Genomic DNA, 11413 nt, shown 5'->3' on the forward strand with positions numbered 1-11413 from the left:
AGGGCGAACGTGGCCACCATCAACAAGACCGCTGAAGTCCCGTCCGCACGCTCGGGTGACGACTATGTCGGCCCCCTGCTCGATGTCCGTGACCTGCACGTGGAGTTCCACACCCGCGACGGTGTGGCCAAGGCGGTCAACGGTGTCAACTACAGCGTGAACGCCGGGGAGACCCTCGCCGTTCTCGGTGAGTCCGGCTCCGGCAAGTCCGTGACGGCGCAGGCCATCATGGGCATCCTCGACATGCCGCCGGGCAGGATCCCGCAGGGCGAGATCCTGTTCCGTGGCCAGGACATGCTCACGATGTCCTACGAGGAGCGGCGGAAGATCCGCGGCCAGAAGATCGCGATGATCTTCCAGGACGCGCTCTCCTCGCTGAACCCGGTCCTCACCGTCGGCTACCAGCTCGGCGAGATGTTCCGGGTCCACCAGGGCCTGTCCAAGAAGGAAGCCCGCGCCAAGGCCATCGAGCTGATGGACCAGGTGAAGATCCCGGCCGCCGCGGCCCGGGTCGCGGACTACCCGCACCAGTTCTCCGGCGGTATGCGCCAGCGCATCATGATCGCCATGGCGCTGGCCCTGGAGCCGGACCTGATCATCGCGGACGAGCCGACCACCGCGCTCGACGTGACCGTCCAGGCCCAGGTCATGGACCTGCTCGCGGAGCTCCAGCGCGAGTACAACATGGGTCTGATCCTGATCACGCACGACCTCGGCGTCGTCGCCGACGTCGCCGACAAGATCGCGGTCATGTACGCGGGCCGGATCGTCGAGACCGCCCCGGTGCACGAGATCTACAAGCGCCCGGCGCACCCCTACACCAAGGGGCTGCTCGAGTCGATCCCGCGCCTGGACCAGAAGGGCCAGGAGCTCTTCGCGATCAAGGGTCTGCCGCCCAACCTGCTTCGCGTGCCGTCGGGTTGTGCCTTCAACCCGCGCTGCACCATGGCGCAGGACATCTGCCGTACGGAGATCCCGGCGCTGCGCCCGGTGACCGAGCAGGACGGCGCCGAGCTGGCCGGACGCGGCAGCGCCTGCCACTTCTGGAAGGAGACGATCCATGGCTGACATGAAGAAGGAGCCCGTGGACGCCACCCCGAACGTCTCCGAGGTGGAGACGGTCGACGCGACCACCGAGGCGGAGGCCGTAGCCGCCATCGACGCACCCGTGTCGCAGGGCGAGCCGATCCTCCAGGTCCGCAATCTGGTCAAGCACTTCCCGCTGACCCAGGGCATCCTGTTCAAGAAGCAGGTCGGCGCGGTCAAGGCCGTGGACGGGGTCTCGTTCGACCTCTACGCGGGCGAGACGCTCGGCATCGTCGGCGAGTCCGGCTGTGGCAAGTCCACCGTCGCCAAGCTCCTGATGACGCTGGAGCAGGCCACCGCCGGCGAGGTCTTCTACAAGGGCCAGGACATCACCAAGCTGTCCGGCCGCGCGCTGAAGGCCGTGCGCCGCAACATCCAGATGGTGTTCCAGGACCCGTACACCTCGCTGAACCCCCGCATGACGGTCGGCGACATCATCGGTGAGCCCTACGACATCCACCCCGAGGTGGCTCCGAAGGGCGACCGGCGGCGCAAGGTCCAGGAGCTCCTGGACGTCGTCGGCCTCAACCCGGAGTACATCAACCGCTACCCGCACCAGTTCTCCGGCGGTCAGCGCCAGCGCATCGGCATCGCCCGCGGTCTCGCGCTCAACCCGGAGATCATCATCTGCGACGAGCCGGTCTCCGCGCTCGACGTGTCGGTGCAGGCCCAGGTCATCAACCTGATGGGGAAGCTGCAGGACGAGTTCAACCTCTCCTACCTCTTCATCGCGCACGACCTGTCCATCGTCCGGCACATCTCGGACCGGGTCGGCGTCATGTACCTCGGCAAGATGGCCGAGATCGGTACGGACGAGCAGATCTACGACCACCCGACGCACCCCTACACCCAGGCGCTGCTGTCGGCGGTCCCCGTCCCGGACCCGGAGGCCCGCGAGGGCCGCGAGCGGATCATCCTCACCGGCGACGTCCCGTCCCCGGCCAACCCGCCGTCGGGCTGCAGCTTCCGCACCCGCTGCTGGAAGGCCGAGGCCAAGTGCGCCGAGGAGACGCCGCTGCTGGCGATCCCCGAGCGTTTCAGGACCTCGACGACGCCGGCCGCGCACGAGTCGGCATGCCACTTCGCCGAGGAGAAGAACGTGGTGGGCGCGGCCTGAGACGCCGGCACCGCCCGACGCTGTACGTGAGACACGCCGGACCCCTCGGGAGCCTTTCGGGCACCCGGGGGGTCCGGCGTGTGTCCGGCGGCGGGGCGCCGGGCGGGCGCCCGGACCCCGGCTACGCGTACTGGATGCCCCACAGGTTGCTGCTCTTCTTCACCGGCGCCACGTTGTTGCTCTTCTTCCACACCTTGCTCTTCTTGCAGCCGCCGGTGCTCTTGGGCACCATGCGGTACTTCGTCACGCTGAAACCCTTGGCCTCGTGCCACATCATCAGGCGGCCGCGGCTCTTGCCGCTCTTCTTCTTGACCGTGGCGGAGTACGTCCAGGTGTCGGACTTGGACCAGGTCTTGCCCACGGCGACGCTGAACGAGGTCGAGGCCTTCGCGAAGATCACGCCCGCCTCGGCGCCGACGGTCGCCGTGCCGGTCGCGGTCCAGGAGCCCGTCTTGTTCTTGGCGTAGCTGATGGTGACGCCCGGCCGCGCCCAGTCGCTGTGCACCTGGGTGGCGCGCCAGACGGTCTTCTTGTCCCCGATCGAGTAGATCGGGTTGTCGTCGCAGTGGGCAGCCGCCGACGCGGGAGCTGCCGCCCCGGCCACGACGCCGGCGCCGAGCAGGGCGGCGGTGACCACAGTGCTGATGACACGCTTCACGCAGGTCCTCCGGGATATGGACTTCTTGAGGGGGTACGCGTCACACGTTATGGGCCAACAACGGTATGTCATAAGGGACTTGAGGGACTGTTGAGGTTCTTTATGAGGAGGTAGGGGTTCCGCCCCGATTCGGTCCGATTCCGCTCCGCGCCGGGAGCGCGAAGGCGCCCGGAACCGATCGGTTCCGGGCGCCGTGCCCAGGTACCCGGGAACCGGGCTCGCAGGTGGCTCGGGTCAATGGGCCGACGTGCTCGGTTCCTTGGGCCGGGAAGTCCCGCGTGTCCCGGACCGGTGGGCCCGTTGGCGCGGGAGTCCCCGGGGCGGGGGGAAGGGGTGTCAGCCCCCTGCCTCCAGGTTCTTGCCGGCCTTGCCGGGACGGGGCCCGTCACCCTGGTCGGGACGCGGCCCGTCGGACGCCGTGCGCGCCGCGGGGAAGGACGAGACGACCGTGGGCTCCTCCGGGTAGTGGCAGGCCGTCAGATGGCCGTCACGGCCGTCCTGGACCTGCACCAGCGGCGGAGTCTCGGTCGCGCACTTCTCCGTCGCCTTCCAGCAGCGGGTGCGGAAGCGGCAGCCCGAGGGCGGATTGACCGGGGAGGGCACATCGCCGACCAGCCGTACGCGCTCGACGACCGGCTCGTCGTCGGCGGTGGGCTCGGGCACGGCCGAGAGCAGCGCCCGCGTGTACGGGTGACGGGGATTGCCGTACAGGTCCTCGCGGTCGGCGACCTCCACGATCCGGCCGAGGTACATGACGGCCACGCGCTCCGAGAAGTGCCGCACGATGGCCAGGTCGTGGGCGATGAAGAGGAACGCGATGCCCAGCTCCCTCTGGAGCTTCTGGAGCAGGTTCACCACCTGCGCCTGGATCGAGACGTCGAGCGCCGAGACCGGCTCGTCGGCCACGATGAGCTTCGGTTCCAGGGCCAGCGCGCGGGCCACCCCGATGCGCTGGCGCTGACCGCCGGAGAACTCGTGCGGGAAGCGGTTGTAGTGCTCCGGGTTGAGGCCGACGGTCTCCAGGAGTTCACGGACCCGGGCCTCGCGGCCGCCGGCCGGGTTGATGCCGTTGATCTCCATGGGCGCGGCGACGATCTTGCCGACGGTCTGCCGCGGGTTCAGGGAGGCGTACGGGTCCTGGAAGATCATCTGGATCTCGGAGCGGACCGGGGCCAGCTCCTTGCGCGAGGCGTGGCTGATGTCCTGCCCGCGGTAGGAGATCCGGCCGGCGGTCGGCTCCAGGAGCCGGGTGATCAGACGGCCCGTCGTCGACTTGCCGCAGCCGGACTCACCGACCAGGCCGAGGCTCTCGCCCGCGCCGATCGTGAAGTCGAGGCCGTCCACGGCCTGGACCGCGCCGATCGTCCGCCGGATCGGGAACCCGCCCTTGATCGGGAAGTGCTTGGTGAGCCCGGAGACTTCCAGGAGGGGATCGGTGCTGCTCATGGTGGGGAAACCCGTCTCTTGTACGTCAGTGGGGCCGGATGGCGGCGAAGTCGGCGAAGAAGTCCATGCGCTGCTCCGCGGTGAGGTGGCAGGCGGCTCCGCGGCCCGCGACCAGTTCGAGCGGCGGCTGCTCGGTCGAGCATCGCGCACCGCCCACCTGCTCCGTGAAGGTGCACCGGGGATGGAAGCGGCAGCCCGTCGGCGGGTTGAGGAGGCTCGGGGGGCTGCCCGGGATCGGTGACAGCGGCACGTCGATCGGGCCCTTGAGGCTGGGCATGGACCCGAGCAGGCCCCAGGTGTACGGGTGCTGGGGCGCGCGCAGCACCTCCTTCTTCGTGCCGCGCTCCACGCACCGGCCGCCGTACATCACCAGCACGTCGTCCGCGATGTCGGCGATGACGCCCAGGTCATGCGTGATGAAGACGATCCCCATGCCGAACTCCTGCTGGAGGTCCTTCAGCAGGTCCATGATCTGGGCCTGCACGGTGACGTCCAGCGCGGTGGTGGGCTCGTCCGCGATGAGCAGGGCGGGGTTGCAGACCAGTGACATGGCGATCATCGCGCGCTGGCGCATACCGCCGGAGAACTGGTGCGGGTAGTCGTCCACCCGCAGGTCGGGCTGCGGGATGCCCACCTTGGTGAGCATCTCCACGGACCGCGCCCGCGCCTCGCGCTTGGAGGCCCCGGTGTGCTTGCGGAACGTCTCGCCGATCTGCCTGCCGATCGTGTGGTACGGCGACAGCGAGGCCAGGGCGTCCTGGAAGATCATGGCCATCTTGCTGCCGCGGAGCCGCTCCAGTTCCCGCTCGGAAGCGGCGAGCAGGTCCTGCCCGTCGAGCAGGATCTCGCCCTCGATCTCGGTGTGGTCGGGGTCGTGCAGGCCCAGGACCGACAGGTTGGTGACCGACTTGCCCGAACCGGACTCGCCGACGATGCCGAGGGTCTTGCCCTTCTGCACGTCGAAGGAGAGACCGTCGACGGCCTTGACGACGCCGTCCTCGGTCGAGAAGTGGACGTGCAGATCCTTGACGGACAGCAGGGGAGGCTGATCGGTGCTCGTCACGGGGACGCTCCAGGAGGATGGTGCGGAGGCAGGGGCTGGGCCGGGAACGGGGGAGCGGGTCAGGCGAGTCGGATCCGCGGGTCGATGAGGCCGTAGACGGCGTCCACGACGATGTTGGCGAAGACGATCGCCCCCGCGGCGACCATCGTGACGCCGAGCAGCATGGGCAGGTCGCTCGTGTCGACGGAGTGCACGGAGAGCTGGCCCAGGCCCTGGAGGCTGAAGGTCGCCTCGGTGATGATGGCGCCGCCGACGAGGGTGCCCAGATCGATGCCGAAGATGGTGACGATCGGTCCCATCGCGCCGCGCCAGGCGAAGCGGAAGAAGACCGTGGCCCTGGACAGCCCCTTGGCACGGGCGGTGCGGACGTAGTCCTCGGTGAGCTGCTCGACCAGCTGCGAGCGGGTCATCCGGGTGTAGTTGGCGGTGAAGATGATCGACAGGACCAGCCAGGGCAGCAGGAGCCCGGAGGCCCACTTCGCCGGGTTCTCGGTGAACGGCGTGTACGAGGGCTGGCTGAGCAGCCCCATCCGTTGCACCAGCAGGAACATGGCGATGTAGCCGACGAAGTAGATCTGCAGCGAGGCTCCGAGCAGCGAGGCCGAGCTGGCGATCTTGTCCAGGGCCTTGCCGCGCTTGACCGCGGCCAGCATGCCCGCACCGACGCCGAAGATCACGAAGAACACCGACGCGCCCAGCGAGATCGAGAGGGTCAGCGGGAGCCGGTCCATGATCGTGCCGAAGACCGGCTCGCGGTTGGTGAACGAGTAGCCGAGGCAGGGTGCCGGGCAGTGGCCGTAGTTGCCGTAGTCACGGCCGGTGAAGATGCCGGCCAGCCAGTGCCAGTACTGGACGGGCAGCGGGTCGGCGATCCCCAGGTTCTGCCTGATCTGGGTGAGCAGTTCCGGCGAGCAGACCTTGCCGCAGGCGAGCCTCGCGGGGTCACGGGGGATCGCGTAGAAGAGGCAGAAGGTGATGGCGCTGATGATCAGCAGAATGACGAGAGCGCCGGTCACGCGGCGGAGCAGGAAACGAAGCATGGGTCGTGACTTTCCGGGTGTGGCGCCGTCGCCGGGTGTAGGGAGCGGGGAAGGGACCGGAGCGGGGGAGGGCGGCCGGTCCGGCCGCCCTCCCCCCGGCGGTTCTACGCCATCGCGTAGAGCTTGGTGATGGCGATGCCGGTGTTGCCCGAGTCGTAGACCAGGCCGCCGACCTTGGAGCCGTGGAGCCAGTTGCGGATCGGCCAGTAGTCCGGCACGCAGGCGGCCAGTTCCATGATCTGGCGGTCGATCGCGCCCCAGGCCTTGTTGGCCTCGTCGACGTCGGTGATCTTCGCGGCGGCGTCGATGGCCTTGTTGACGCCCATGTCGTTCAACTGCGGCCAGTTCGAGGCGCCGTTGGCGATGACGCGGCCGTCGAAGGTGGGCTGGAGGGCCGTGTAGCCGCCCGGCCAGTCGGCGGACCAGCCGGCCGCGAACATGTCGAACTTGTTGTCGATCTGGGCGATCTGGCTGTAGAAGGAGGTCTTGTCGACCTGCTTCGTCACCACGTCGAAGCCCGCCTTCGTCAGCGCGCTCTTGATGGCGACGGCCTGCTTGACCTGGTTGTCCGACTGCTGGAAGGCGATGACGATCTTCTGGCCCTCCGCGCCGGCCTCCTTGAGGAGCGCCTTGGCCTTCACCGGGTCACCCGCGGGCTTGGCCTTCTTGCCGTAGAGGTCGAAGTCCGCGTGGCCCGGCGTGAGCGGGCTGATGATGGTGGTCGCGACCTCCGAGGACGAGGCGCCACCGCGGATCAGCTGCGTCTGCTGCGAGGGCCAGGCGTAGTTGAGCGCCTGGCGGACCTTGACGTCCTTGATGCGCGTCGTGTTGATCGCGTAGTAGTAGGTCGCGGCGTCGAGGTGGGTCAGGACGCGCTTCTTCAGGGCCGGGTCGCCGAGGACCTTCTGGATGCGCTCGGGGGCGATCTCGTTCAGCATCGACAGGGTGTGCTGGTCGTTGCCCTGGTCGGCGATGTAGCGGTCCGTGGACGCGAGGGACTGGAAGCCGAACTGCAGCTCGAACTTGTCCGGGTAGGCGTTGCGGATCGGGTCGGTGGCCGGGTCCCAGTGCTCGTTGCGCGACAGGGACATCGACTTGCCGATCTTACGGTTGTCGATCTTGTACGGGCCGCAGGAGAAGGGCTGCTTGTCGTAGTCCTCCTTGGTGTCCTTCTTCTTCGGCACCAGGGAGAAGGCGCGCATGCCCAGGGTGAAGTTGAAGTCACCGCGGGCCTCGGTGAGGCGGAAGGTGACGGTCCGGCCGTCGATCTCGATCGAGTCGAGGTGCTTGCCCTCGTAGGGACCCTTGTACTTGTCGCCGCCGACCAGCCACTGCTGCGGGTAACGCGGCCCGAAGGTGACGAACTTGGCGAAGAGGCGCTCGAAGGTGTGCCGGACGTCGTCCATGCTGATGTCGGAGCCGTCCTGCCACTTCACGCCCTCCTTCAGCGTGAACGACCAGGTCTTGCCGCCGTCCTTGGCCGTGCCGGCGTCGGTGGCGAGGTCGCCCACCAGCGTGGTCTTGCCGTCCATGGCGACCTTGTAGCCGACCAGCCCGCGCATGAAGAGCGGGGTGAGGTAGCCCTCGTACGACGACCAGATCTGCGCCGGGTCCAGGTGGTCGCAGTCGATCTGGTCCATCGTGTAGATGGTGCCGCCCTTGACCGCGCCCGGGACCTCGGGGGCGGGGCCGGTGGAGTCCGTCTTGGTGCCGACCAGGATCGCGTCCTTCTTCGTGCCGCTGACCTTGGGCGCGTCCTTCTCGCCGCCCTTGCCGCCGCCCGCGTCACCGCTGCTGCATGCGCTCAGGACCGTGGTGCTCGCGGCCGCCACACCGGTGGCTATCAGGAAGTTTCTGCGGGAGAAAGACATGTGTATGTGTCCTTGGAATCGAGGGACGGGGTACGTGCGACGGGCCGGACCACGGCGGCCGGACCGGTAGGGCGTCGGATCAGCCCTTGGACTTCGGGTCCAGGGCGTCGCGTACCGAGTCGCCGAGCAGATTGAAGGCGAGCACGAACACGATCATGGAGATGCCGGGGAAGAGCATGAAGGTGATGTCGTCCGTGTAGAAGGACGCTCCGCGCTGGATCATCACGCCCCAGTCGGGGGTCGGGTCGATGATGCCGACGCCGAGGAAGGCCAGGCCCGCCTCCGCCGTCACATAGGCCGGCAGGGCGAGGGTCGCCTGGATCAGGATCGGCGTCCAGAGATTGGGCAGCAGTTCCTTGAAGATGATCCGGGTGGGCGAGGCGCCGGTCACCTTCGCGGCCTCGATGAACTCCCGTTCGCGCAGGGCGAGTACCTGACCGCGCAGCAGGCGGGCCATCGAGGCCCAGCCGAAGGCGGTGAGGACGAGGATCAGGGAGGTGGCCCGCAGCGATGTCGGGATCTCGTCCTCCGGCGCCACGAACAGGCTGTAGACGACCGGCATGAACGCGATGAAGAACAGCGTCGACGGGAACGACAGCAGGATGTCGATGACCCGGCCGATGAAGTAGTCCGTCCGGCCGCCCAGATAGCCGGCGGTGATGCCGACGATCACGCCGACGATGGTGACGAGGATCGTCGTCGCCGCCGCGATGAGCAGCGAGGTGCGAATCCCGTACAGCAGGAACGTGAAGACGTCGCGGCCCAGTTGCGGCTCGATGCCGAACCAGTACTCGCTGCTGATACCGCCGTTGGGCTTGACCGGGTACGCGAAGCCGTTGAGCAGCCCGGGTATGTCCTGGCCGTAGGTCGTGTACGGATCCTTGCCGTACAGCTTCGCGATCAGCGGCGCCGCCAGCGCGATCACGAAGAAGAACACGACGATGCAGGCGGACACCACGCCGGTCTTGTCGCGCTTGAAGCGGATCCAGGCCAGACGGCCCGGACTCCTGGCGGCCGCGCCCTTGTTGGTGCTGTCGGGCAGCCGGGACTCCCCGGTCAATTCGGTGGGCGTCATGTCCACCGAAAGACTGGGGGCCGGGGATGGCGTGGTCATCGTGCTCCTGTCCCCGTACGGAACGCGTCCTCCGGGTGGGAGGAGTGTGAAGAAGAGGTTGGGATGGACCCAATCAACCGAGTTGACAGCGGTCAATCGGCTGTGAAAGTCCATACGGGGTCTTTAGCTTCTTGACCAGAGCTTGGCATGTATAGGGCGAAGCTGGGGTGGACGGCCGCGGCGCGGAGGGGACCTTTCGGGTGATCCCGGTTGCTCGCGTCCGATCAGACACGTGTCCTTTTCGTTATCCGGATTTCCCGGTCACACGTTCTGCCCTTCAGGTGGCGGTCTGACACATTCGGCCGTAGTGCGGGTGCAGTGATCCTCTTATGAGGTGATATTTGACCTCACGTAAGACGGAGCACTACGAGGAGGCACTCCATGCGCGGAGCCACACAGGTCAAGTGGGCCGCATGCGCGGTGGCCGTCGCCCTGGCGGCGACGGCCTGCGGCGGAGGGGACAGCGGTGGTGGGGGCGGTGGCGCCGATGGGATCGTGAGCTCTTCGTGGGGTGACCCGCAGAACCCGCTGGAGCCCGCCAACACCAATGAGGTGCAGGGCGGCAAGGTGCTCGACATGATCTTCCGGGGTCTCAAGAAGTACGACCCGAAGACCGGCGAGGCGATGAACATGCTCGCCGAGAAGATCGAGTCCAAGGACAACCAGAACTTCACCGTCACGGTGAAGGACGGCTGGACCTTCAGCAACGGTGAGAAGATCACCGCCAAGTCGTTCGTGGACGCCTGGAACTACGGCGCCCTGTTGAAGAACAACCAGAAGAACGCCTACTTCTTCGGTTATATCGACGGATACGACAAGGTTCACCCCGAGACCGGCACGGCGAGCGCCACCACGCTCTCCGGGCTCAAGCTCGTGAACGACAAGACCTTCACCGTCAGGCTGACGCAGAAGTTCTCCCTGTGGCCCGACACCCTCGGCTATCCCGCCTTCGCGCCGCTGCCCAAGACCTTCTTCACCGACCACGCCGCCTGGGTGTCCAAGCCGGTCGGCAACGGCCCGTACACGATCGACACGTACACCAAGGGCTCGTCCATGAGCCTGCGCAAGTGGGACGGCTACCCCGGTGACGACAAGGCGAAGAACGGCGGGATCGACCTCAAGGTCTACACCGACAACAACACCGCCTACACCGACCTGACGGCCGGAAACCTCGACCTCGTCGACGACGTGCCCGCGTCCCAGCTCAAGAACGTCAAGGCGGACCTCGGCGACCGCTACATCAACACCCCGGCGGGCATCATCCAGACGCTCGCGTTCCCGTTCTACGACAAGCAGTGGAACACCCCCGGCGCGATCAAGGTCCGCCAGGGCCTCTCCATGGCGATCAACCGCGACCAGATCACCAACCAGATCTTCCAGAAGACCCGCACCCCCGCCTCCGACTGGACCTCCCCGGTCCTCGGCGCCGACGGCGGCTTCAAGAAGGGCCTCTGCGGCAAGGAGTGCACCTACGACGCCGCCGAGGCCAAGAAGATGATCCAGGACGGCGGCGGCATCCCCGGCGGCCAGCTCAAGATCTCGTACAACGCGGACACCGGATCCCACAAGGAGTGGGTCGACGCCGTCTGCAACAGCATCAACAAGGTCATGGGCAACAACAAGGCGTGCGTGGGCGCCCCCGTCGGCACCTTCGCCGACTTCCGCAGCCAGGTCTCCCAGCAGAAGCTGCACGGCGCCTGGCGCGCGGGCTGGCAGATGGACTACCCGCTGATCCAGAACTTCCTGCAGCCCGTCTACTACACCAACGCCTCGTCCAACGACGGCAAGTGGAACAACAAGCAGTTCGACGACCTCGTCAACAAGGCGAACGCCGAGTCGGACAAGGCCCAGGCCGTCTCCACCTTCCAGGACGCGGAGAGGGTCATGGTGCAGCAGATGCCCGTCATCCCGCTCTGGTACCAGAACGGCAGCGCCGGCTACTCGGAGAACGTCACCAACGTCTCGCTGAACCAGTTCAGCGTCCCGGTGTACGAGCAGATCGAGGTCAAGTGACCCGG

General features: G+C 67.3%; 9 protein-coding genes. 3 read left to right on the forward strand and 6 right to left on the reverse strand.

What is annotated here, in order from left to right:
• Window positions 1-9 precede the first annotated feature (9 nt).
• Together E6R60_RS26145 and E6R60_RS26150 are read left to right on the forward strand one after the other, a co-directional pair.
• A complete protein-coding gene (locus E6R60_RS26145) occupies window positions 10-1068 on the forward strand; it encodes an ABC transporter ATP-binding protein (RefSeq protein ID WP_136329106.1) in 1059 nt (352 codons plus the stop codon).
• Window positions 1061-2203, forward strand: a complete 1143-nt coding sequence (locus E6R60_RS26150) for a dipeptide ABC transporter ATP-binding protein (RefSeq protein ID WP_136329107.1) — start codon at window positions 1061-1063, stop codon at window positions 2201-2203. The genes E6R60_RS26145 and E6R60_RS26150 overlap by 8 nt, the downstream gene beginning before the upstream one ends.
• 121 nt (window positions 2204-2324) lie before the next feature.
• Here E6R60_RS26150 and E6R60_RS26155 read toward each other — a convergent pair whose 3' ends face one another.
• The 6 genes from E6R60_RS26155 to E6R60_RS26180 all read right to left on the reverse strand — a co-directional run bounded on the left by E6R60_RS26155 (window position 2325) and on the right by E6R60_RS26180 (window position 9395).
• Window positions 2325-2861: a hypothetical protein gene (locus E6R60_RS26155; protein ID WP_136329108.1), complete on the reverse strand. Its 537-nt coding sequence runs from the start codon at window positions 2859-2861 to the stop codon at window positions 2325-2327.
• A 336-nt stretch (window positions 2862-3197) separates the two neighbouring features.
• Window positions 3198-4307, reverse strand: coding sequence for a dipeptide ABC transporter ATP-binding protein (locus tag E6R60_RS26160; RefSeq protein WP_136329109.1), 1110 nt, complete (start codon window positions 4305-4307; stop codon window positions 3198-3200).
• A 25-nt stretch (window positions 4308-4332) separates the two neighbouring features.
• The gene (locus E6R60_RS26165; RefSeq protein WP_136329110.1) at window positions 4333-5370 is read right to left on the reverse strand and encodes an ABC transporter ATP-binding protein; all 1038 of its coding nucleotides are present in this window, start codon (window positions 5368-5370) and stop codon (window positions 4333-4335) included.
• A gap of 59 nt (window positions 5371-5429) precedes the next feature.
• Window positions 5430-6410 (reverse strand): ABC transporter permease, encoded by a 981-nt coding sequence (locus tag E6R60_RS26170; protein ID WP_136329111.1) that lies wholly within the window; start codon window positions 6408-6410, stop codon window positions 5430-5432.
• 104 nt (window positions 6411-6514) lie between these two features.
• Entirely contained in the window at window positions 6515-8281 is a 1767-nt protein-coding gene (locus E6R60_RS26175; RefSeq protein ID WP_136329112.1) for an ABC transporter substrate-binding protein, read from the reverse strand.
• Window positions 8282-8360: 79 nt separating this feature from the next.
• Window positions 8361-9395: an ABC transporter permease gene (locus E6R60_RS26180; RefSeq protein ID WP_206309516.1), complete on the reverse strand. Its 1035-nt coding sequence runs from the start codon at window positions 9393-9395 to the stop codon at window positions 8361-8363.
• A 381-nt stretch (window positions 9396-9776) separates the two neighbouring features.
• On the opposite strand from E6R60_RS26180, the gene E6R60_RS26185 reads away from it, so the two are divergent.
• Window positions 9777-11408, forward strand: coding sequence for an ABC transporter substrate-binding protein (locus E6R60_RS26185; protein WP_136329113.1), 1632 nt, complete (start codon window positions 9777-9779; stop codon window positions 11406-11408).
• The last annotated feature ends 5 nt before the right edge of the window (window positions 11409-11413 follow it).

It is taken from the genome of Streptomyces sp. A0642 (assembly GCF_004795105.1).
GTDB lineage: Bacteria > Actinomycetota > Actinomycetes > Streptomycetales > Streptomycetaceae > Streptomyces.